Source organism: Streptomyces sp. NBC_00459 (genome assembly GCF_036013955.1).
In the GTDB taxonomy this organism is placed as follows: Bacteria; Actinomycetota; Actinomycetes; order Streptomycetales; family Streptomycetaceae; genus Streptomyces.
In genome coordinates this window covers 2,326,934-2,348,791 of the sequence record NZ_CP107903.1, presented here as the reverse complement: position 1 = coordinate 2,348,791, position 21,858 = coordinate 2,326,934, and the positions used below count along the sequence as shown (strand labels likewise).

Here is a 21,858-nt window from a genome sequence, read left to right as displayed (position 1 = left end):
CGCGAATCATCCTCCTGGTGTGACCCGTTGCGTGGCTTCCAGGAGTTCGGCGAGTTCCACGAGGTCGGTGCCGGTCAGCCGGGGGAGGGCGCAGCCGGAGAGGGTGCGGCAGGCGTCCCGCCAGGCCGTCGGGATCGCGGCGCCGCCGCCCAACGCGCCCGTGAGGGCGCCTGCGAGGGCGGGGGCCGAGTCCGCGACCCGGGACAGACAGGCGGCGGCCGGCACCGCTTCGGCGATCCGGCCGTGCGCGGCGGTGGCCAGCGCCAGCGCGACCGGGACCGTCTCGGCGGCGGCGATGCCGTAGCTGTAGACGTGGTCGACGATCTGGTGTTCCAGGAGCGGGACCAGGGCGAACGCGCCGTCTGCGCTGTCTGCGTCCCGCGCGAGTTTCAGCGCGTGGCGGGTGTTCCGGCCGATCTCCGTGCACTCGGGCAGTTCCGCCAGCGCCGCGTTCACACAGGCCTCCACCTCCTCGCCGACCAGCGCCAGCGAGAGTGCCGCCGCCATCGCGCGGGCGCCGTGCACACCGTCGCCGTCCTGGGTGTAGCGGGCGTCGAACTCGGCCAGTTCGGCGGCGAGTCGGGGGTCGCCCGGGTGGGCCACCGCCAGCACACAGGCCCGTACGCAGGCCGCGTCGTCGAAGTAGTGCGGGTTGTCGTGGCCGGTGGCGGGCGGGCGCAGACCGGCGGCGAGGTTGCCGAGGCCGGCCCGTACGGAGATACGGGCACGCAGTGGCAGCACCGCCGACTCGACCTCGGGGGCGCGTTCCGCGGCGGCTGCCACCTCGCTGGCGACCGCGTTCCAGGACAGGTCGATGGCGGCTCGGGCACGGCGCTCGCGGCTCAGGTCGCCGAGCACGGTGTCGTCGCCGGCTCGCAGCAGGGCCTCGGCCGCGAACGCCGCCCACTCGGCGTCGTCGGAGGGGCCGAGGCGGAGGGGTTCCGGGGGCTGGTTGAGGGCGATCGGGACGGGGAGGGTGGTCGTGGCGTTCTGTTCGGCGAAGGTGTCGAGTTCGCGGGTGAGGCGGCGGGTCCACTCGGGCATGCGGGCGGCTCGGTGGCGGGCGGCGGGCCAGCCGGCGGCGTCGCCTGCGGCCAGGCCGAGCAGGAGTCCCTCGATGCGGCGGCTGGTCATGGGCGGACCTCGGCTTCGGCTCGCGGGTGAGTGGTGTGTTTCGCCCCCGCCGCCCTTACCCGTCCCATCCCTGGGGGCTGCCGCCCCCAGACCCCCGCTGTCGGCCTGAACGGCCTTGTCCTCGAACGCCGGACGGGCTGGAGGGTGCCCGGGGTGTGGTGATGGCGGGGGTGCAGGGGCTGCGGGTGCGGGCTCACGGTCGTACCTCCGTCGCGGGCGCCGGGGCGTCGTCCGGGGCGAGGAGGTAGGCGGCCCGGTCCGGTGCCGACTGCGCGGGATCCCGTACGACCGGCTGCGCGCCCCACTTGCCGCCCTCGCCCGGTGTCAGGAGTTCCGCGACGTCGAGGATGTGGTGGCCCGCCATGGAGGGGAGGCAGGTGCCGCGGGCCGGGCCGATCGCCTCCGCCCACTCGGGCGGGATGGCCGAGGCGCCGCGGGTCGCGCCTGCCAGGGCGCCCGCCACCGCTGCCGTCGTGTCCGCGTCGCGGCCCATGTTGACGGCTGTCAGCACCGACTCGGCGAAGTCTCCGTCGGCCACCGCATAGGCGCCGAAGGCCAGGGCGACCGCCTCGGGGGCCAGGTCGGTCCAGGGGTAGCCGCCGATCACCACCGCTGAGCGGACCGCGCGTTCGCCCCGGTGGGCGACCGCCACCGCGCGGCGCAGGGAGCGCGCCGTCCAGGAGTCGTCGGGGACCACCGCCAGGGCGGAGGCCACCACGGCGATGGTCGGCGCCCCCGCCATCGCCGCGGCCACACCCGCCGCCACCGCCTGGCCGCCGTAGATGCCCTCGCCGTCATGGCTCACCGAGCCGTCGATCGCCACCAGACGGGCGGCCTCGGCCGGGCGGCCCGCCGCGAAGACGCCGAAGGGGGCCGCCCGCATCGCGAGGCCGTCGCTCCAGGCGTGCCGGTGCTGGGCGGAGATGGGGGCCGCGAGGCCCCGGCGCAGGTTCTCCAGCGTGCCGCGTTCGCTGAAACCGGCACCGCGGAAGGGGCCCTCGTCGAGGTCGGCGATCCACTGGTGCCAGGCCGCCTCCACATGGGCCGGGGTGAGGGCCGAGCCGTGCCGGGCGAGGAGGAGGCCCGAGAAGATCGCGTACTCGGTGTCGTCCGTGCCGGCGGGGTTCTCGGCCACGTATCCGGTGATGCGGCCCCAGCGGGCGCGGATCTCCGAGGGCTTCATGTTCTCGGCGGGGGCGCCGAGCGCGTCCCCCACGGCCAGACCGAGCAGGGCGCCGCGTGCTCTGTCGCGGAGCAGGGCGGCGTCCTGATGCGCCGGGACCGAGGGAATGCAGGCGATCGATGCCATACGCGGCCTCTCCTCCGGAGGGTTCCGGGTGCTCCCTCCCGGGGAGCGGAACCCTTTGCGGAACTGTCCCACCGCAGGGGTTCACGTGCGCCTCAGGCGCCCCAATCATCACCCGGTCGACATTTGTGCGAGTGCCCTAACGGATGAGCGCCCAGGATGAACGCGCAGGTGAGGGCAGCCTCTCCTTGCTGGCGAAGCGGGAATCCGGGGCGTATTTTTAGCGTTGTCGAAAAGTGGAATCAGTCCAAGTCCGGTCCTGTCGGATCGGCTCGGAAAGCTTCCGTGAGCAACGCCCGAAACGAACCGGGGGACGGTATGGCCATCATCGAGACCGAGGCGGCGCTGCACGAGGCGCACCGTGACAACCACACCCACCGGGATGTCACCGGCGGGTGGTTGCGGCCGGCCGTGTTCGGCGCGATGGACGGACTCGTCTCCAACCTCGCCCTGATGACCGGTGTGGCCGGCGGCGCCGTTTCGCATCGGACCGTCGTCATCACCGGGCTCGCCGGTCTTGCTGCCGGCGCCTTCTCCATGGCCGCCGGCGAGTACACCTCCGTCGCCTCCCAGCGCGAGCTCGTCGAAGCCGAACTCGATGTCGAGCGGCGGGAGTTGAGAAAGCACCCGAAGGACGAGGAACGTGAGCTCGCCGCGCTCTACGAGTCCCGGGGCGTCGAGCCGAAGCTCGCCCGTGAAGTGGCCCGGCAGCTCTCGCGTGATCCCGAGCAGGCGTTGGAGATACACGCCCGGGAGGAGTTGGGCATCGATCCCGGCGACCTGCCCTCGCCCGCCGTCGCCGCGGTGTCGTCCTTCGGGGCGTTCGCGCTGGGCGCGCTGCTGCCCGTACTCCCGTACCTTCTGGGGGCGACCGCGCTGTGGCCCGCCGTGCTGGTCGCGCTCGTCGGGCTCTTCGGATGTGGTGCGGTGGTGGCCCGGGTGACCGCCCGGAGCTGGTGGTTCAGCGGATTGCGGCAGCTCGCGCTGGGCGGAGCGGCGGCCGGTGTGACGTACGCCCTGGGCAACCTGTTCGGTGCGGCCGTAGGATAGGGAATCGCGCACTTATGCGATGGGCCGCATAAGTAGCCGTTACTCGCTGGTTTCGAACGCTTAACCACGGGGCATGAGCCGTACGCGCTGTGGGCAACGAAGCCTGTGGCGCACCCGCGGGGAGGGCGACGACGCTCTCCTTGCCATGGGTCGAGGGACATCGATCTGTCCGCTTCGGCCCCCATTACTTCCACCGCAGCGCGGTCACCATGCCGCACCACTGCGGTGTCCGCATGTTGGTACGCGGTATCCGGTTCCCGAGAACCGCCCCATCATGTAACCTGCACGAAATTTTGCACTCCAAGAGGGCCAACGTCGTCCCTCGGCTTAATGCATATGCCACACGACGACGACGGGAGAGCCGATGCGTACGCCGCGCCAGCCGTCCCAGCATTCCGAGATTGGCCAGAAGTGGTCCTTCATGGATGCTCGCCCTGCTGCGCAGGGTATGTACGACCCCCGCAACGAGCATGACGCCTGTGGCGTCGGCTTCGTGGCCACCCTCACCGGCGAGGCGAGCCACGCGCTGGTCGAGCAGGCGCTCACGGTTCTTCGCAACCTGGAGCACCGCGGTGCCACCGGCTCCGAGCCCGATTCCGGCGACGGCGCCGGCATTCTCTCGCAGGTTCCGGACGCCTTCTTCCGCGAGGTGGCCGAATTCGAGCTGCCCGAGGCCGGCGCCTACGCGGTCGGCATCGCTTTCCTCCCGGAGGAGACGGCGACCGACGCCGTCCCGACGAACGCCGACGCCGTCTCACTCATCGAGACGATCGCCGCCGAAGAGGGCCTGACCGTCCTCGGCTGGCGCGACGTGCCGGTCGCCCCCGGTCTCCTCGGTGCCACCGCCCGCTCGACGATGCCCGCCTTCCGGCAGATCTTCGTCGCGGACAGCGCCGCGGTACCCGCCACGGGCATCGACCTCGACCGCAAGGCCTTCGCGCTGCGCAAGCGCGCCGAGCGCGAGGTCGGCGTCTACTTCCCCTCGCTCTCCGCGCGGACCATCGTCTACAAGGGCATGCTGACCACCGGCCAGCTGGAGCCCTTCTTCCCGGACCTGTCCGACCGCCGCTTCGCGTCGGCCGTCGCGCTCGTCCACTCGCGCTTCTCCACGAACACCTTCCCGTCGTGGCCGCTCGCCCACCCGTACCGCTTCGTCGCGCACAACGGCGAGATCAACACGGTCAAGGGCAACCGCAACTGGATGGCCGCGCGTGAGTCGCAGCTCGTCTCCGACCTGTTCGGCGACAAGGGGCTGGAGCGCGTCTTCCCCATCTGTACGCCGGACGCCTCCGACTCGGCGTCCTTCGACGAGGTGCTCGAACTGCTCCACCTCGGTGGCCGTTCGCTGCCCCACTCCGTGCTGATGATGATCCCGGAGGCGTGGGAGAACCACACCACGATGGAGCCGGACCGGCGCGCCTTCTACCAGTTCCACTCCACGATGATGGAGCCCTGGGACGGCCCGGCCTGTGTCACCTTCACCGACGGCGTCCAGGTCGGCGCGGTCCTCGACCGCAACGGACTGCGCCCCGGCCGCTACTGGGTCACCGACGACGGCCTCGTCGTCCTCGGCTCCGAGGTCGGCGTCCTCGACATCGACCCCGCGAAGGTCGTCCGCAAGGGCCGCCTCCAGCCCGGCAAGATGTTCCTCGTCGACACCGCCGAGCACCGCATCATCGAGGACGACGAGATCAAGGCCGGTCTCGCCGCCGAGAAGCCGTACGCGGAGTGGCTGGAGGCCGGCGAGATCGAGCTCTCCGACCTGCCCGAGCGCGAGCACATCGTGCACACCCACGCCTCGGTCACCCGCCGCCAGCAGACCTTCGGCTACACCGAGGAAGAGCTGCGCGTCATCATCGCGCCGATGGCCAAGACCGGCGGCGAGCCGCTCGGTTCCATGGGCACCGACTCGCCCATCGCCGCGCTGAGCGAGCGTCCGCGCCTGCTCTTCGACTACTTCACCCAGCTGTTCGCGCAGGTCACCAACCCGCCGCTGGACGCCATCCGAGAGGAACTGGTCACCAGCCTGCGCTCCTCCCTCGGCCCCGCCAGCAACCTGCTGGAGCCGACCGCCGCCTCCTGTCGCAGCGTCACCCTGCCCTTCCCGGTGATCGACAACGACGAGCTGGCCAAGCTCATCCACATCAACGCCGACGGCGACATGCCCGGCATGAAGGCCGCGACCCTCTCCGGCCTCTACCGGGTCAGCGGCGGCGGCGACTCCCTCGCCGCCCGTATCGAGGAGATCTGCGCCGAGGCCGACGCGGCCATCGACAACGGCGCCCGTCTCATCGTCCTGTCGGACCGCCACTCCGACGCCGAGCACGCCCCGATCCCGTCGCTGCTGCTCACCTCCGCCGTCCACCACCACCTCATCCGCACCAAGCAGCGCACCCAGGTGGGCCTGCTGGTCGAGGCCGGTGACGTCCGCGAGGTCCACCACGTCGCCCTGCTCATAGGGTTCGGCGCCGCCGCGGTGAACCCCTACCTGGCGATGGAGTCCGTCGAGGACCTGGTCCGCGCCGGCACCTTCCTGCCCGGCAGCGAGCCCGAGCAGGCCATCCGCAACCTGATCTACGCGCTCGGCAAGGGCGTCCTCAAGGTCATGTCCAAGATGGGCATCTCGACCGTCGCCTCCTACCGGGGCGCCCAGGTCTTCGAGGCCGTCGGTCTCGACACCGCCTTCGTCGAGAAGTACTTCAACGGCACCGCCACCAAGATCGGCGGCGTCGGCATCGACGTCATCGCCAAGGAGGTCGCCGCCCGGCACGCCAAGGCGTACCCCGCCTCCGGCATCGCCCCGGCGCACCGCGCCCTCGACATAGGCGGCGAGTACCAGTGGCGCCGCGAGGGCGAGCCGCACCTGTTCGACCCGGAGACGGTCTTCCGCCTCCAGCACTCCACGCGCACCCGCCGCTACGACATCTTCAAGAAGTACACGGACCGGGTGAACGAGCAGTCCGAGCGGCTGATGACCCTGCGCGGACTGTTCGGCTTCAAGTCGGACCGGCCCTCGATCTCCATCGACGAGGTCGAGCCGGTCAGCGAGATCGTCAAGCGGTTCTCCACCGGCGCCATGTCGTACGGCTCCATCTCCCTGGAGGCGCACGAGACCCTCGCCATCGCCATGAACCAGCTGGGCGCCAAGTCCAACACCGGTGAGGGCGGCGAGGACCCGGAGCGCCTGTACGACCCCGCGCGCCGGTCCAGCATCAAGCAGGTCGCCTCCGGCCGCTTCGGTGTGACGAGCGAATACCTCGTCAACGCGGACGACATCCAGATCAAGATGGCCCAGGGCGCCAAGCCCGGCGAGGGCGGCCAGCTGCCCGGCCACAAGGTGTACCCGTGGGTCGCCAAGACCCGGCACAGCACCCCCGGTGTCGGCCTCATCTCGCCGCCGCCGCACCACGACATCTACTCCATCGAGGACCTCGCCCAGCTCATCCACGACCTGAAGAACGCGAACCCGCAGGCGCGGATCCACGTGAAGCTGGTCTCGGAGGTCGGTGTCGGCACGGTCGCCGCCGGTGTGTCGAAGGCGCACGCGGACGTCGTCCTCATCTCCGGCCACGACGGCGGAACGGGCGCCTCGCCGCTGACCTCGCTGAAGCACGCCGGTGGTCCCTGGGAGCTCGGCCTCGCCGAGACCCAGCAGACGCTCCTGCTCAACGGCCTGCGCGACCGGATCGTCGTCCAGACCGACGGCCAGCTCAAGACCGGCCGTGACGTCGTCATCGCCGCGCTGCTCGGCGCCGAGGAGTTCGGTTTCGCGACCGCGCCGCTCGTCGTCTCCGGCTGCGTCATGATGCGCGTCTGCCACCTGGACACCTGCCCGGTCGGCATCGCCACCCAGAACCCGGTGCTCCGCGACCGGTTCGCCGGCAAGGCCGAGTACGTCGTGAACTTCTTCCAGTTCATCGCCGAAGAGGTCCGCGAGATCCTCGCCGAGCTGGGCTTCCGCACCATCCAGGAGGCCGTCGGCCACGCCGAGTCCCTCGACGTGGAGCGGGCGATCACCCACTGGAAGGCGCAGGGCCTGGACCTGTCCCCGCTCTTCTACGTGCCGGAGCTGCCCGAGGGCACCCCGCTGCACCAGGTCATCGAGCAGGACCACGGCCTGGAGAAGGCGCTCGACAACGAGCTGATCAAGCTCGCCGCCGACGCCCTCGCCGCGAACAGCGCGACCGACGCCCAGCCGGTCCGCGCCCAGGTCGCCATCCGCAACATCAACCGCACGGTCGGCACGATGCTCGGCCACGAGGTGACGAAGAAGTTCGGCGGGGCAGGTCTGCCCGACGACACCATCGACATCACCTTCACCGGCAGCGCCGGCCAGTCCTTCGGCGCCTTCCTGCCGCGCGGTGTCACGCTGCGCCTCGAAGGCGACGCCAACGACTACGTCGGCAAGGGCCTCTCCGGCGGCCGGGTGATCGTCCGTCCCGACCGGGGCGCCGATCACCTCGCCGAGTTCTCCACCATCGCGGGCAACACCATCGCGTACGGCGCGACCGGCGGCGAGCTGTTCCTGCGCGGTCGTTCGGGCGAGCGGTTCTGCGTCCGCAACTCCGGTGCCACGGTCGTCTCGGAGGGCGTGGGCGACCACGGCTGCGAGTACATGACCGGCGGTCACGCGGTCGTCCTCGGCGAGACGGGCCGCAACTTCGCGGCCGGTATGTCGGGCGGCATCGCGTACGTCATCGACCTGGACCGCGACAACGTCAACGTCGGCAACGTGGACGCGGTCGAGGCCCTCGACGACACCGACAAGCAGTGGCTGCACGATGTCGTGCGCCGGCACCAGGAGGAGAGCGGCTCGACGGTCGCCGAGAAGCTCCTGGCCGAGTGGGATGTCTCGGTGGAGCGCTTCAGCAAGATCATCCCCAGTACGTACAAGGCAGTGCTCGCCGCCAAGGCCGCCGCCGAGCAGGCCGGTCTCACCGAGACCGAGATCACCGAGAAGATGATGGAGGCGGCGACCAATGGCTGATCCCAAGGGCTTTCTCAACCACGGCCGCGAGGTCGCCAAGTCCCGTCCGGTGGACGTCCGTCTCAAGGACTGGAACGAGGTCTACGTTCCCGGCTCCCTGCTGCCGATCATCAGCAAGCAGGCCAGCCGCTGCATGGACTGCGGTATCCCGTTCTGTCACAACGGCTGTCCGCTGGGGAACCTGATCCCCGAGTGGAACGACTACGCCTACCGCGAGGACTGGACGTCGGCGTCCGAGCGCCTCCACGCCACCAACAACTTCCCGGAGTTCACGGGCCGCCTGTGCCCTGCTCCCTGCGAGTCGGCGTGCGTGCTGGGCATCAACCAGCCCGCGGTCACCATCAAGAACGTCGAGGTCTCGATCATCGACAAGGCCTGGGAGACCGGTGACGTCGCCGCCCAGGCCCCGGAGCGCCTCTCCGGCAAGACCGTCGCGGTCATCGGCTCGGGCCCGGCGGGTCTCGCCGCCGCCCAGCAGCTGACGCGGGCCGGTCACACCGTCGCGGTGTACGAGCGCGCCGACCGCATCGGCGGCCTCCTGCGCTACGGCATCCCCGAGTTCAAGATGGAGAAGCGGCACATCAACCGCCGTATCGAGCAGATGCGCGCGGAGGGCACCCGCTTCCGTACGGGTATCGAGATCGGCCGCGACCTCAAGGCGACGGACCTGCGCAAGCGGTACGACGCCGTCGTGATCGCGGCGGGTGCGACGACGGCCCGTGACCTCCCGGTCCCCGGCCGCGAGCTCAAGGGCGTCTACCAGGCGATGGAGTACCTGCCCCTGGCGAACAAGGTGCAGGAGGGCGACTTCGTGGCCCCGCCGGTCACCGCCGAGGGCAAGCACGTCGTGGTCATCGGCGGCGGCGACACCGGCGCGGACTGCGTGGGCACCGCCCACCGTCAGGGCGCGGCCTCCGTCACGCAGCTGGAGATCATGCCGCAGCCGGGCGAGGAGCGGAACCCGAACCAGCCCTGGCCGACCTTCCCGATGCTCTACAAGGTCACCTCGGCGCACGAGGAGGGCGGCGAGCGCGTCTACTCCGTCTCGACGACCCACTTCGAGGGCGACGAGCACGGCAACGTGCAGTGGCTGCACCTCACCGAGGTCGAGTTCGTCGACGGCAAGCTGACCCAGAAGCCGGGCACGGAGCGGAAGATCCCCGCCCAGCTGGTCACCCTCGCGATGGGCTTCACCGGCACCGACCAGGACAACGGCCTCGTCTCGCAGTTCGGCCTGGACCTCGACGAGCGCGGCAACATCGCCCGCGACGCCGACTTCCAGACCAACGTCCCCGGCGTGTACGTCGCCGGTGACGCCGGCCGCGGCCAGTCGCTCATCGTGTGGGCCATCGCCGAGGGCCGCTCCGCGGCTCGCGGAGTCGACCGCTTCCTCACGGGCGCGAGCGACCTCCCGGCCCCGATCCGCCCGACGGACCGTTCCCTGATGGTCTGACGGGACCCACGGGTCCGACGGACCCACCCGAAGACGTCCCGTACAAAGGCGTACGGAACGAACAAACCACGGCGCTCGCCACAGTCCCCGACCGGACATGGCGGGCGCCGCGGCGCTTCCGGAGCCGGGTCCTGGTCCGGACAGACACCACTACGGCACCTTGTACGTGTCCCCGTACACCTTCCACTCCAGCGGTGTACGGAGGTCCAGGTTGCCCTCGTCGAGGAAGCGCCGCTGGGCCGTGTCGACGCGGCTGGTGTTCACGCCCGGCCGCTTGTCCAGCATCGCCGTGCGTCGGGCGTCGAGGAACGCGTCCAGGTACGTCTTCTCGTTGCCGCCCTCCGCCGGGCTGTCGGCCTCCTTCAGGGCGGTGGCGCGGATGCCGCCCACGCTGAACCAGTCGCTCCCCGGGCCGTGGTAGACCATCGCGTCGTAGTAGACGAACTGACCCAGCAGGCCCAGCCCGTCGCCGACGGCCAGCCGCAGCGCCGGTCCGAAGTAGCCGGTGTCCCGCTTCTCGTCCTGGGCCTCGCGGAACGCGGCGACCTTCGACTCCTGCTTCCAGGCAGCCGGGAATCCCGGATCCAGCCCCTCGTGCGAGTCCGTGCCGTCGACCTCGCGCAGCGCGGGAAGGTAGGGCGCGAGTGCGTTGTCCGGGTGGGCCCTCGTGTAGTCCTCGACCAGGGTGAGCAGGTCATGGGTGCCCGTGCAGAAGCCGATGATGCCGGCCGTGTAACCCTGCCCGTCGCCGATGTCCTCGACATAGCCGTACGCACTGCGCCAGTCGAGCGTCCCGTTCTCGGCGCTCGCCACGATCTGCTGGGCCAGCTCCTTCTTCGCCGGGTCGGCGAGCGTGGCCTCCGCGTCCAGTGAACCGGCTTCCTCCACGCGCTTGGCGTCGGGGCCGCGCGAGTCGTCCGACGCGACGGACAGGCATGCGGTTGTCGCCAGCAGGGGGAGCACGGCGAGGAGGAGGACGCCGGTTCGTTTCATGGGGCACAAGAGTACGGGCCGGGGTACGCAAGGGTCATATGCTGCCCGGGCGGGCGTACGGGTGACGTACCCTCAGCATTCCCGTCCGCCCTGCGAGGGGAGCCAGGCATGGCCGCGATCAGTCTCACCAAGGTGGTGGAGGCCGCACCCGCGCTGGTCAGCCTCTACAAGAGTGCCGGCGCGGCTGTCGAACGGCACGGGCTCGACGGTCAGCGGGCCGCCGTCTACCTGGTGGTCGACCACTCCGGCTCCATGAAGCCGTACTACAAGGACGGCAGTGTGCAGGCGCTCGCCGACCGGGTGCTGGGGCTGGCGGCCCACTTCGACGACGACGGGACGGTTCCCGTCGTCTTCTTCTCCACCGACGTCGACGCCGTGACCGGTATCGCGCTCGACGACCACGCGGGGAGCGTCGAGCGGATCGTGGCCGGGCTCGGGCACATGGGCAAGACCAGCTATCACCTCGCCATGGACGCCGTCATCGAGCACTACCTCGACAGCGGGTCGACAGCCCCCGCGCTCGTCGTCTTCCAGACCGACGGCGGCCCGATCAACAAGCTCGCCGCCGAACGCTACGTGTGCAAGTCGGCGCGGCTGCCGCTGTTCTGGCAGTTCATCGGCTTCGGGGACGCCACGAGCAAGCAGTTCGACTTCCTGCGGAAGCTCGACGAGTTGGCGGTCCCGGGGAGGCGGGTCGTAGACAACGCCGGTTTCTTCCACGCCGGTTCCGATCCGCGCGCCGTGTCCGACGACGAGTTGTACGACCGTCTGGTGGGCGAGTTCCCGAAGTGGCTGGTCGCCGCTCGGGCGGAGGGGATCGTCGGCTGACACCGGCGGACGCACCGTTGGCATCGCTGGGCCGCCGTGCCACCCTGAGGACCATCCGAGGGGGAGGGCAGTGCGGATGAACACGGCTGTGGGCAAGGGGAGTTCCGCGCGCCGGGGTGAGGCCCCCAGGGGCGAGAAGCTGGCCGACTGGGCCGACGGGCGGCTGGGTCTCTACGCCCTCGCCAAGGCCAACATGCGCAAGGTCTTCCCGGACCACTGGTCCTTCATGCTCGGGGAGATCTGCCTCTACAGCTTTCTCATCCTGATCCTCACCGGCGTCTACCTCACCCTCTTCTTCGAACCGAGCGGTGTCGAGGTCGTCTACAACGGCACGTACACACCGCTCAACGGCGTCATCATGACCAGGGCGTACGAGTCGACACTCGACATCAGCTTCGACGTACGCGGCGGACTGCTGATCCGGCAGATCCATCACTGGGCGGCGCTCGTCTTCGTCGCCGGGATGCTGATCCACATGATGCGGGTCTTCTTCACCGGCGCGTTCCGCAAGCCCCGTGAGCTCAACTGGGCGTTCGGCTGGACCCTGTTGTTCCTCGGCATCATCACCGGCCTGACCGGCTACTCGCTCCCCGACGACCTGCTCTCCGGCACCGGCCTCCGGTTCGCCGACGGCGCGATCCTGTCCGTCCCGGTCGTGGGGACGTACCTCTCCATGTTCCTCTTCGGCGGGGAGTTCCCGGGCCACGACATCATCCCGCGGCTCTTCCCGATCCATGTGCTGCTGCTGCCGGGGATCATGCTGGGGCTGGTCGTCGCCCATCTGATCCTGGTCTTCTACCACAAGCACACGCAGTACCCGGGGCCCGGCCGCGACGAGAAGTCGGTCACCGGCATGCCCTTCCTGCCCGTCTACATGGCCAAGGCGGGCGGCTTCTTCTTCCTCACCTTCGGTGTGCTGGCCGTCATGGGTGCCATCGCCAGCATCAACCCCGTATGGGCGTTCGGCCCCTACCGCGCCGACCTCGTCACCACCGGTGCTCAACCGGACTGGTATCTCGGCTTCTCCGAGGGGCTGATCCGCGTGATGCCGGGATGGGAGATCAACGCCTGGGGTCACACCCTCGCGCTGGGGGTCTTCATCCCCTTCTCCCTCTTCCCGCTCATCATGGCCGCCATCGGTGTGTACCCGTTCGTCGAGGCCTGGATCACCGGCGACAAGCGTGAGCACCACGTGCTCGACCGCCCCCGAAACGTCCCTGTCCGTACGGGACTCGGTGTGGCCTGGCTGAGTCTGTACGGCGTGCTGCTGATCGGCGGCGGGAACGACATCGTGGCCACGCATCTGCATCTGTCGATCAACGCGATCACCTGGTTCGTGCGGGTCGGGTTCTTCGTGGTGCCGGTGGTCGCCTTCGTCGTGACGAAGCGCATTTGCCTGGGGCTCCAGCGCCGCGACCGCGACAAGGTGCTGCACGGCAGGGAGACGGGCACCGTCAAACGGCTCCCGCACGGCGAGTACGTCGAGGTCCACGAACCTCTCTCGCAGGGGGCGCTGTTCACCCTCACCCAGCACGAACAGGCCCCGCCGTACGAGATCGGCCCGCTCGTCGACGCCGGCGGTGTCCGCCGCCGGGTCACGCCCGGACAGCGGCTGCGGGCCCGGCTGGCCCGGTCCATGTTCGGCCCCGGCACCCGGATCGCCAAGCCGACACCGGAGGAGTACCGGGAACTCACCAGCGGCGATCACCACCACTGATCGACCGGTCGGTCGTTCTGCGGATCGGCTGTTCTGCCGACGGCGGGGCCACTGACGGGTGACTTCCCTAACAAGTGTTTGGTAGGTACTGTGGGCTCATGGGAGACGTCGAGAGTCCGGCGTACGTGCCCGGACACGGGCTGCTGAAGGGGCGCACCGCCGTCATCACGGCAGCCGCGGGCGCGGGGATCGGCGGGGCCACCGCCCGCCGGTTCCTGGAGGAGGGCGCACGCGTGCTGATCAGCGACGCGCACGCGCGGCGGCTCAAGGAGTACGAGGGGGAACTGGCCGGGGAGTTCGAGGGTGTCGACTCGCTGCCCTGCGACGTCACCGACGAGCGCCAGGTGCGGGCCCTCTTCGACACGGCCGTGGAAGTGCACGGGCGGCTCGACATCGTCGTCAACAACGCGGGCCTCGGCGGCACTTCGACCCTCGTCGACATGACGGACGAGCAGTGGTCGAGGGTGCTCGACGTGACGCTGGGCGGCACGTTCCGGTGCGTGCGGGCCGCGTTGCGGATCTTTCGCGAGAGCAGGTCGGAAGGGTCTGGAGGACCAGGAGGCGTGATCGTCAACAACGCGTCCGTCGTCGGCTGGCGGGCCCAGGCCGGGCAGGCGCACTACGCCGCCGCGAAGGCGGGCGTGATGGCACTGACCCGCAGTGCGGCCATCGAGGCCGCCGAGTACGGGGTCCGGGTCAACGCCGTGTCACCGAGCCTTGCCATGCATCCCCACCTCGTGAAGGTGACCACCCCCGAACTCCTGGCCGAACTCACCGCCCGTGAAGCCTTCGGAAGGTACGCCGAGCCCTGGGAGATCGCCAACGTGATCGTGTTCCTGGCATCCGGCTACTCCTCGTACCTGACGGGGGAAGTCGTCTCCGCCAGCAGCCAGCACCCCTAGGGCGGCCCATGTCTGGGACCACAATGGACGTGTGCCTCCTACGAAGAAGAAGCCCCAGGTGACCGCCGTGCCCGCCCGCCGCCGCGAAATCCTCGGCACCGCCGCCGAGGTCTTCGCCGAACAGGGCTACAACGCCACCACCGTACGCAAGATCGCGGACCACGCCGGCATGCTCGCGGGCAGCCTCTACTACCACTTCGACTCCAAGGAATCGATGCTGGAGGAGATCCTGCGCACGTTCCTCGACGAGCTCTGGGAGGGCTACGACAGCGTCCTGGACGCCGAGTCCGGGCCGCGCGAGACACTGGAGGCGCTGGTCACCGAGTCGTTCCGGGAGATCGACCGGCACCGCGCCGCCGTCGCGATCTACCAGAAGGAGTCCAAGCAACTCGTCGTGCAGGAGCGGTTCGCGTTCCTCGCCGAGTCGCAGCGCAGATTCGAGAAGGCGTGGCTTTCCACGCTGGAACGCGGGGTCGCCGCCGAGGTCTTCCGCGCCGACCTCGACATCCGCCTCACCTACCGCTTCGTGCGCGACACCGTGTGGGTCGCCGCGTCCTGGTACCGGCCCGGCGGCCAGCACCGACCGGAGGAGATCGCCCGCCAGTACCTGTCGATGGTGCTGGACGGAATCGCCGTACGTGAACAGCCGCAAGTGAAGAGCCATACGTGAACAGACCTTTTCTGTGAGGGAGTTGCCATGGCCGAGGCCTACATCGTCGAAGCGGTCCGTACGCCCGTCGGGCGGCGTGGAGGTGGTCTGAGCGGTGTCCACCCGGCGGACCTGGGCGCGCACGCGCTGACCGCGCTCATGGCGCGGGCCGGGGTCGACCCGGCCGCCGTGGAGGACGTCGTCTTCGGGTGCCTGGACACGGTGGGGCCGCAGGCCGGTGACATCGCCCGCACCAGCTGGCTGGCCGCCGGGCTGCCCGAGGAGGTGCCGGGTGTGACCGTCGACCGGCAGTGCGGATCCTCGCAGCAGGCCGTGCACTTCGCCGCGCAGGCCGTGCTGTCCGGCACGCAGGACCTGGTCGTCGCGGGTGGCGTCCAGAACATGTCGATGATCCCGATCGCCTTCGCCTCCCGTCAGGCGGCCCTGCCCCTGGGGCTCACGGAGGGCCCGTTCGCGGGCAGCGCGGGCTGGCAGGCACGGTACGGGGAGCGGCCGGTGAACCAGTTCGCCGGCGCCGAGATGATCGCCGCCAAGTGGGGCATCACCAGGCAGGACCAGGAGGAGTACGCGCTGCGCTCGCACGAACGCGCGGTCCTGGCCATCGACGAGGGCCGCTTCGCCCGCGAGACCGTGGCCTACGAGACGGTGACCGTCGACGAGGGCCCGCGCCGGGACACCTCCCTGGCGAAGATGGCCGGCCTGAAGCCCGTCATCGACGGCGGCACCATCACCGCCGCCGTCTCCTCCCAGGTGTCCGACGGCGCCGCCGCGATGCTCCTCGCCTCCGAGCGGGCGGTACGCGAACACGGGCTGCGGCCCCGGGCCCGCGTCCACCATCTGTCCGTACGGGGCGAGGACCCGATCCGGATGCTGACGGCGCCGATCCCGGCCACCGCCTACGCCCTCAAGAAGTCCGGCCTGTCCATCGAGGACATCGACCTCGTCGAGATCAACGAGGCCTTCGCACCGGTCGTGCTTGCCTGGCTGAAGGAGACCGGCGCCGATCCGGCCAGGGTCAACGTCAACGGCGGCGCGATAGCCCTCGGTCACCCTCTCGGCGCGACCGGCGTCAAGCTGATGACGACCCTTCTGCACGAACTGGAGCGCACGGGCGGGCGGTTCGGGCTCCAGACGATGTGCGAGGGCGGGGGACAGGCGAACGTGACGATCATCGAACGGCTCTGATCGACTTGAACAGCTCGAACGTTCCGAAGGCTTCCGACGGCTTGAAAGGCCGTGTCGCCCTTGTCACCGGTGGTACCCGCGGAGTCGGCGCGGGGATCGCGAGGGCTCTCGTCGAGGCGGGGGCGGAGGTGCTGGTCTGCGCTCGCCGACCGCCCGAAGTCCCGCTGCCCGGCGTGGAGTTCACGGCTGTCGACCTGCGGGACCGGACGGCGGTGTACGACTTCGTCGGGGGTCTGCCGCGCCTCGACGTGCTCGTCAACAACGTAGGGGGCAGCCCTTATCGACCGTTGGGGGGTGGTGGGGGTGGAGACGGGAATGGGGACGGGGGCGGCGATGTCGACAGACACGTCCGTGTCGTCGAGCTGAACCTGATCACGCCGCTCACCGTCTCCCTCGCCGCGTACGAGCATCTGAAACGGGCCCGGGGATCAGTGGTGATGATCGGCAGCGTGAGCGGGAGCCGTCCGTCGCCCGGGACCGCCGCGTACGGCGCGGCCAAGGCGGGGCTGGAGCATCTCGCCCGGTCGATGGCCGTGGAGTGGGCGCCCGACGTACGGGTCAACACCCTTGTCGTCGGGATGGTCCGCACCGAGCTGTCCCATCTGCACTACGGCGGTGACGACGGCCTCGAAGCGGTCGCCCGCACGGTCCCGGCGGGCCGCCTCGCCGATCCGTCCGACGTCGGCGCCGCGGCCGTCTTCCTGGCGTCCGATGCCGCGGCGTACATCAGCGGGGCGAGTCTGCTGGTGCACGGCGGGGGTGAACGGCCCGCGTTTCTGGACGCGGCGACGGCGAACAGGGGTGGTGGAACATCCAGCCCGTCCGGCTGTCCCCCCTCTGGGGGAGTTTGAGGACGAGGCCCCTTCACGGCCGAAGCGGGGGTCTGGGGGCGCAGCCCCCAGGAACGGGACGGGTAGGGGCGGCGGGGGAGAGGAAAGAGCTCACCCGACCCCCAGCACCTCCTCCAGCACCGCCACGATCTCCGCGTGACCGGTCCCCTGGTCAACCCCCGCCACCACGTTTCCGTCCCGCACAAGCTCTACGGCCACCCCCTCCGCCCAGCGCCGCGTCACATACTCCCCGCCGAACCCGTGCGCACGACCCAGCCCCGCCCGGAGCTCCGACGCCACGTCCAGCCAGGTCCAGCGGCGGGCCTCCGCCAGCGCCTCCCCCCTCGACCCGGCGCCGTGCGCCAGCAGGGACCGTACGCAGGCGGGGTAGCCCCGGCGGGCGGCTGCGACCAGTGGAGGCAGACCGGTAGGGTCGGGGCGGTTCGGGTCCGCGCCCGCGGCGAGCAGGGCCTCCGCCACCGCCGCGTGACCGCATCGCAGGGCCCAGGTCAGGGCCGTGAATCCGAACGCCTCCACCGCGTCGGGAGCGGCCCCCGAAGCCAGCAGCGCGCGAACGACCTCCGCGTGCCCGCCGCAGGCCGCCCCGCACAGGGGGAGGTCCGACCCCGCGCTCAGCCGGTCGGGCGCGGCACCGGCGGACAGCAGCAGCCGCACGATGCCGGGCGCGTCGCTCACCGCCGCCCCGTACAGGGCACTCTGGCCGTCCTCGTCCACCGCTTCCGGGCTCACACCGAGGCGCAGCAGCCTTACGACCGCGTCCTCGTCACCCGCGTACACCGCTGTGAAGAGATCGCGCTCACTGCCGATATGCGGTTCTTGCCCGTTCATACCTTCCGACCTTCGCTCGCGAAGGGCCGGTGAGGCAAAGGGTTTGGGGGTGAGGTGCCCCACGCTGCCCCGACGTCATGTGTCGCACTCCAGCACCGTCCGGCACACCCCGCACCGCGCCCGCACCCGCCCCCGTACCGGAACCCTGATCCGCTGATGGCAGGTCGGACAGGGGAACGAGACCCGCAGCGGACCGTGGCCGCCGGGGCCCCCGGAAGCCTCGGGGGTGAAGCTGTAGGGGACACCGCCCGGCTGCGTCGCCTCCGGCGAGTGGTCGGCCTGGGCATGCCGGCGATCGCGCGCGTAACGGCGGCGGCCCGCCCAGCCCGCCGCCGTCAGTGGAGGCTGGCGGGTGTCGCGGCGGGCCAGCTCCAGGCCCGCCGTGTACGCCGTGTACGCCTGCGGACTGGTGAACCAGATCGCCGGGTCCTCGTCGAAGACCAGGGCCCGCTTGGCCAGGACGTACCCGAACTCCTCCGGCGTGAGATAGCCGAGCTTCTGCGACGAGGCAGCGTCCTCGCGGAAGGCGTCGAGGAGGAGCCAGCCCGCGCCCAGGTACGCCGCAGCCGTGTCCGTGAGGATCTCGTTGTCCCGGGTCCCCGGGAAGGACAGGTCCAGGCGGTGCAGATACACGTGCATCACCTCGTGCGCGAGGGCCGCGCCGATGTCCCTGCGGTGGGTGCGGAAACGGTCGTTCAACTCGATGAAGTACTCGGGCCCCGCCGCCAGTTCGACATTCGCCGCGTGGGTCATCTCGCGGAAGCCGACGATCATGCGCGCGTCCGGGAGCCGGTAGTGGCGCACCATCTCGCGGGCCACCCGCTGCGCGCCCAGATGCAGGTCGTCGGTGTCGCAGAAGGCCACGTCGACCGGGGCCACACTCGTCGCGAAGGTCTGGACGGTGTCGTACGAGAGCCTCTTGTAGAGCGCGTTGATCGCTGCCCGCACCGTCTCCAGGTGTGGGTAGCCGTGCTCGACCGGTCCGCCGTCCGCCACGTCCGTACCCCCAAGACGCCCTGAACTCTCTTCCACCCTACGTGCCGGGGAGCTGTAGGTAAGAGCGGAATTCCTGCCGGCCGGTTCCGCCGAGGGCACGTGAGATCCGCCCTTGTTTCACACCCACTCTGATCTTCATACTTGCGTTCTTTGTCGCCACCCCCACGAAAGGACGTACGTTGACCCACACCTCGTCGGTCGGAAGAGGTTTCTCCCTGGTCAAGAAGGCCGCGACGGTCGGTGCCGCGGCCCTCGCGATCGCGAGCCTCCAGCCGCTCGCCGCACAGGCCGCGCCCGCGCCCGTCGTAGGAGGAACGCCCGCCGCGCAGAACGAGTTCCCGTGGCTGGTGCACCTCTCGATGGGCTGCGGCGGCGCGCTCTACAAGAAGGACGTCGTCCTGACCGCCGCCCACTGCGTGGACGGCTCCGGCGCCAACACGGGCATCACCGTCACCGCGGGGGTCGCCGACCTGAACGCCTCGGGTGCGATCAAGGTCAGGTCGACCAAGGTCCGCCAGGCCCCGGGCTACGACGGCAACGGCAAGGACTGGGCGCTCATCAAGCTCGCCCGGCCGATCGACAAGCCCACGCTGAAGATCGCCACGACCACCCAGTACAACCGCGGCACGTTCACCATCGCAGGCTGGGGCGACACCACGGAGAACGCCGGCGCCGGCACGACCAAGCTGCTGAAGGCCACCGTCCCCTACGTCAGCGACGCGGGCTGCAAGCTGCACTACGGCAAGCGGCTCGTGCCCGGCGACGAACTGTGCGCCGGCTACCTGGCGGGCGGCGTCGACACCTGCCAGGGCGACTCCGGCGGGCCCATGTTCCGCAAGGACGACACCGGCGCCTGGATCCAGGTCGGCATCGTCAGCTGGGGCGACGGCTGCGCCCGGCCCGGCGTACCCGGCGTCTACTCCCAGGTGTCCACGTTCGCGAAGGACATAGCCCGGGCGGCGTCCGCCCTGTAGGCCCCCGAGTCCGGCGGGGCCGCACAGCCTCGCCGGAACCGGACACGTGCACGCGCGCGTGTGCGTGCACGGCACGTCAGTGGCCGCCGGGCTCGACGGGGCTCAGGACGAGCCCAGTCGGCCCGGCGCCCTCCAGTTCCAGCACCCACACCTCGTTCACGCCCTCCCGCAGCACCGGCCCGGGCACGTACAGCGAGTGCTGCGGGCCCACACACCAGTAGCGCCCCAGGCCGAACCCGTTGACCCACGCGAAGCCCCGTGTCCACCCCGGCAGTTCGAGCCGGGCGTCCCCGGCCCCGCACACCGTCACGGCCCCCCTGTACAGCCCCGGGACGTCCTCGGCGGGCAGCCCCGCGAAAGGCACCCCCCGCAGGGCCCCCTCCTCATCGAACGCGTCCAGCCGCAGCCCGCGTGCCCGCACCCCGTGCAGAAACTGCCGCTCGTGCAGCACACCCCCGGTGACCCCCTTCGCCTCGCCGATGCGCGGCCCGTAGTTGACCCGCCCCAGGGACTCCACCCACAGCTCCACGCGCGCGTGCCCAGCCACCGGCTCCGCCAGCCGCACGTCCCCCTCGCCGAGCACCCCGGCCCGCACCCCGTCGACGTACACCACCGCCAGATCCCGCAGCCCGCGCACCGACAGGGGATACGGCCGCCGGGGCCCCGGAACGGTCACCGTGTAGCGCACGAGCCCGCGGTCCACGTCCAGTTCCTCGAACGTGGGCGGCACGGCATGTTCCGTCTCCGGACCGCCCAGGGCGTCGAGCACGGCGGTCAGCGGCGCCCACTGCGTCAGGCGCGCGTCGGCCGGGGCACCCAAGGCGGGGGGAGCGGGCGGCGGTTCGGGAGGGGGAGTGTCCGCGTACGCGGAGAGCACCTCCCTGAAGCGCCAGAACTTCTCCGTGGGGCGCCCGTGTTCGTCGATCGGCGCGTCGTAGTCGTACGACGTCACGTCCGGCTCCAGAGCGCCCTCGTGGACCTCCCCGAGATACGGGCCGCCGGCCCGGTCGGCGCCCGCCCGGCCCGCGAAGCTCGTACCGCCGTGCGCCACATGGACGTTCACCGACGCCCCGCACTCCAGGATCTCCCGCAGGGCCCGCGCAGCGTCCCCGGGATCCCGTACGACGTGCCCGGCACCCCAGTGGTCGAACCAGCCGCACCAGAACTCCATGCACATCAGCGGACCCGTCGGCCGGTGCCGGCGCAGCGTCCCGAAGGCCACGCGCGCGTGGGCACCGAAATTCACCGTCGCCAGGACGCCCGGGACCGAGCCGCCCGTCAGCATGTGGTCCTCCGGACCGTCCGAGGTGAACAGCGGGACGCTCACACCCCCGGCCCGCAACAGGCCGGTCAGCCGGGCCAGGTACTCCCGGTCGGAGCCGTAACTGCCGTACTCGTTCTCGACCTGCACCATCAGCACCGGGCCGCCCCGGTCGACCTGCCGCGACACGATCTCCGGGAGGAGACGGCCGAACCAGCGCTCCACCGGACCCAGGAAACGGGCGTCACGCGTGCGCGTGTGTCCCGTCAGCCAGTGCGGGAGGCCGCCGTTGTCCCATTCCGCGCAGATGTACGGGCCCGGCCGCACGATCGCCCACAGCCCCGCCTCCCGCGCCGCGTCCAGGAACCGGCCCAACTGCCCGACATCGCGGAAGTCACCGGGACGCGGCTCGTGCAGGTTCCACGGGACGTACGTGTCCACGCAGTTGAGGCCCATCGCCCGCAGCATCGCCAGCCGGTGCGCCCACTGCTCCTCGTGCACCCGGAAGTAGTGCAGCGCCCCGGACAGCAGCCGCACCGGCCGCCCGTCCAGCAGGAAGTCCGTGTCCCCCACCGTGAACTCGCTCATGCGCCCCACCCTCACCTCTGGCGGCGGACAGCGTCCATGGACAAAGATCGGCGCCAGTTGGACCGGGCGATCAGGGGTTCCCCACCGTCGACCGGCGGCGACGACCACGGCACGGACACAGGCGGGAGGACCGCG

16 protein-coding genes are annotated in these 21,858 nt (G+C 70.7%); 10 read left to right on the top strand and 6 right to left on the bottom strand.

Translation table 11 applies throughout. The features are described 5' to 3' along the window. Positions 1-6 precede the first annotated feature (6 nt). Together OHN74_RS10255 and OHN74_RS10250 are read right to left on the bottom strand one after the other, a co-directional pair. Positions 7-1,413 carry an ADP-ribosylglycohydrolase family protein gene (locus OHN74_RS10255; protein WP_443060543.1) on the bottom strand — a complete coding sequence of 469 codons (1,407 nt, stop codon included), beginning with the start codon at positions 1,411-1,413 and terminating at the stop codon, positions 7-9. Continuing rightward, positions 1,328-2,443: an ADP-ribosylglycohydrolase family protein gene (locus tag OHN74_RS10250; RefSeq protein WP_327694223.1), complete on the bottom strand. Its 1,116-nt coding sequence runs from the start codon at positions 2,441-2,443 to the stop codon at positions 1,328-1,330. The genes OHN74_RS10255 and OHN74_RS10250 overlap by 86 nt, the downstream gene beginning before the upstream one ends. A 315-nt stretch (positions 2,444-2,758) precedes the next feature. On the opposite strand from OHN74_RS10250, the gene OHN74_RS10245 reads away from it, so the two are divergent. The 3 genes from OHN74_RS10245 to OHN74_RS10235 all read left to right on the top strand — a co-directional run bounded on the left by OHN74_RS10245 (position 2,759) and on the right by OHN74_RS10235 (position 9,930). Next, the gene (locus tag OHN74_RS10245; RefSeq protein ID WP_327700060.1) at positions 2,759-3,490 is read left to right on the top strand and encodes a VIT1/CCC1 transporter family protein; all 732 of its coding nucleotides are present in this window, start codon (positions 2,759-2,761) and stop codon (positions 3,488-3,490) included. Between the two features lie 364 nt (positions 3,491-3,854). Next, positions 3,855-8,477 carry a glutamate synthase large subunit gene (gene gltB, locus OHN74_RS10240; protein WP_327694222.1) on the top strand — a complete coding sequence of 1,541 codons (4,623 nt, stop codon included), beginning with the start codon at positions 3,855-3,857 and terminating at the stop codon, positions 8,475-8,477. Then, positions 8,470-9,930 carry a glutamate synthase subunit beta gene (locus OHN74_RS10235; RefSeq protein ID WP_327694221.1) on the top strand — a complete coding sequence of 487 codons (1,461 nt, stop codon included), beginning with the start codon at positions 8,470-8,472 and terminating at the stop codon, positions 9,928-9,930. Before gltB ends, OHN74_RS10235 begins: the two co-directional genes overlap by 8 nt. A 150-nt stretch (positions 9,931-10,080) precedes the next feature. Here the strand turns inward: OHN74_RS10235 and OHN74_RS10230 are convergent, their stop codons facing one another. After that, entirely contained in the window at positions 10,081-10,923 is an 843-nt protein-coding gene (locus tag OHN74_RS10230) for a chitosanase (protein WP_327694220.1), read from the bottom strand. Positions 10,924-11,031: 108 nt separating this feature from the next. On the opposite strand from OHN74_RS10230, the gene OHN74_RS10225 reads away from it, so the two are divergent. From OHN74_RS10225 to OHN74_RS10200, 6 genes are all read left to right on the top strand, one after another. Continuing rightward, entirely contained in the window at positions 11,032-11,751 is a 720-nt protein-coding gene (locus OHN74_RS10225; RefSeq protein WP_327694219.1) for a vWA domain-containing protein, read from the top strand. A gap of 76 nt (positions 11,752-11,827) precedes the next feature. Continuing rightward, entirely contained in the window at positions 11,828-13,468 is a 1,641-nt protein-coding gene (gene qcrB, locus OHN74_RS10220) for a cytochrome bc1 complex cytochrome b subunit (RefSeq protein WP_327694218.1), read from the top strand. A gap of 98 nt (positions 13,469-13,566) precedes the next feature. Further along, positions 13,567-14,370 (top strand): SDR family oxidoreductase, encoded by an 804-nt coding sequence (locus OHN74_RS10215; RefSeq protein ID WP_327694217.1) that lies wholly within the window; start codon positions 13,567-13,569, stop codon positions 14,368-14,370. A gap of 31 nt (positions 14,371-14,401) precedes the next feature. Continuing rightward, the gene (locus OHN74_RS10210) at positions 14,402-15,040 is read left to right on the top strand and encodes a TetR/AcrR family transcriptional regulator (RefSeq protein WP_327694216.1); all 639 of its coding nucleotides are present in this window, start codon (positions 14,402-14,404) and stop codon (positions 15,038-15,040) included. Positions 15,041-15,067: 27 nt separating this feature from the next. Continuing rightward, positions 15,068-16,225, top strand: coding sequence for an acetyl-CoA C-acetyltransferase (locus OHN74_RS10205; RefSeq protein WP_327694215.1), 1,158 nt, complete (start codon positions 15,068-15,070; stop codon positions 16,223-16,225). Between the two features lie 41 nt (positions 16,226-16,266). Further along, on the top strand, positions 16,267-17,076 hold the full coding sequence (locus tag OHN74_RS10200; protein WP_327694214.1) for an SDR family oxidoreductase: 810 nt from the start codon (positions 16,267-16,269) through the stop codon (positions 17,074-17,076). Between the two features lie 90 nt (positions 17,077-17,166). Here the strand turns inward: OHN74_RS10200 and OHN74_RS10195 are convergent, their stop codons facing one another. Both OHN74_RS10195 and OHN74_RS10190 read right to left on the bottom strand, forming a co-directional pair. Then, the gene (locus tag OHN74_RS10195) at positions 17,167-17,904 is read right to left on the bottom strand and encodes an ankyrin repeat domain-containing protein (protein ID WP_327694213.1); all 738 of its coding nucleotides are present in this window, start codon (positions 17,902-17,904) and stop codon (positions 17,167-17,169) included. Positions 17,905-17,979: 75 nt separating this feature from the next. Continuing rightward, on the bottom strand, positions 17,980-18,900 hold the full coding sequence (locus OHN74_RS10190; RefSeq protein ID WP_327694211.1) for a hypothetical protein: 921 nt from the start codon (positions 18,898-18,900) through the stop codon (positions 17,980-17,982). A 179-nt stretch (positions 18,901-19,079) separates the two neighbouring features. On the opposite strand from OHN74_RS10190, the gene OHN74_RS10185 reads away from it, so the two are divergent. After that, on the top strand, positions 19,080-19,874 hold the full coding sequence (locus OHN74_RS10185) for a S1 family peptidase (protein ID WP_327694210.1): 795 nt from the start codon (positions 19,080-19,082) through the stop codon (positions 19,872-19,874). Between the two features lie 76 nt (positions 19,875-19,950). Here OHN74_RS10185 and OHN74_RS10180 read toward each other — a convergent pair whose 3' ends face one another. Next, positions 19,951-21,723 carry a glycoside hydrolase family 35 protein gene (locus OHN74_RS10180; RefSeq protein ID WP_327694209.1) on the bottom strand — a complete coding sequence of 591 codons (1,773 nt, stop codon included), beginning with the start codon at positions 21,721-21,723 and terminating at the stop codon, positions 19,951-19,953. Between the last annotated feature and the right edge of the window lie 135 nt (positions 21,724-21,858).

Coding starts and splice junctions, on each gene's coding strand:
- OHN74_RS10250 (WP_327694223.1), bottom strand. CDS start 2,443: ATGGCATCGATCGCCTGCATTCCCTCGGTCCCGGCGCATCAGGACGCC.
- OHN74_RS10245 (WP_327700060.1), top strand. CDS start 2,759: ATGGCCATCATCGAGACCGAGGCGGCGCTGCACGAGGCGCACCGTGAC.
- gltB (WP_327694222.1), top strand. CDS start 3,855: ATGCGTACGCCGCGCCAGCCGTCCCAGCATTCCGAGATTGGCCAGAAG.
- OHN74_RS10235 (WP_327694221.1), top strand. CDS start 8,470: ATGGCTGATCCCAAGGGCTTTCTCAACCACGGCCGCGAGGTCGCCAAG.
- OHN74_RS10230 (WP_327694220.1), bottom strand. CDS start 10,923: ATGAAACGAACCGGCGTCCTCCTCCTCGCCGTGCTCCCCCTGCTGGCG.
- OHN74_RS10225 (WP_327694219.1), top strand. CDS start 11,032: ATGGCCGCGATCAGTCTCACCAAGGTGGTGGAGGCCGCACCCGCGCTG.
- qcrB (WP_327694218.1), top strand. CDS start 11,828: ATGAACACGGCTGTGGGCAAGGGGAGTTCCGCGCGCCGGGGTGAGGCC.
- OHN74_RS10215 (WP_327694217.1), top strand. CDS start 13,567: ATGGGAGACGTCGAGAGTCCGGCGTACGTGCCCGGACACGGGCTGCTG.
- OHN74_RS10205 (WP_327694215.1), top strand. CDS start 15,068: ATGGCCGAGGCCTACATCGTCGAAGCGGTCCGTACGCCCGTCGGGCGG.
- OHN74_RS10195 (WP_327694213.1), bottom strand. CDS start 17,904: ATGAACGGGCAAGAACCGCATATCGGCAGTGAGCGCGATCTCTTCACA.
- OHN74_RS10180 (WP_327694209.1), bottom strand. CDS start 21,723: ATGAGCGAGTTCACGGTGGGGGACACGGACTTCCTGCTGGACGGGCGG.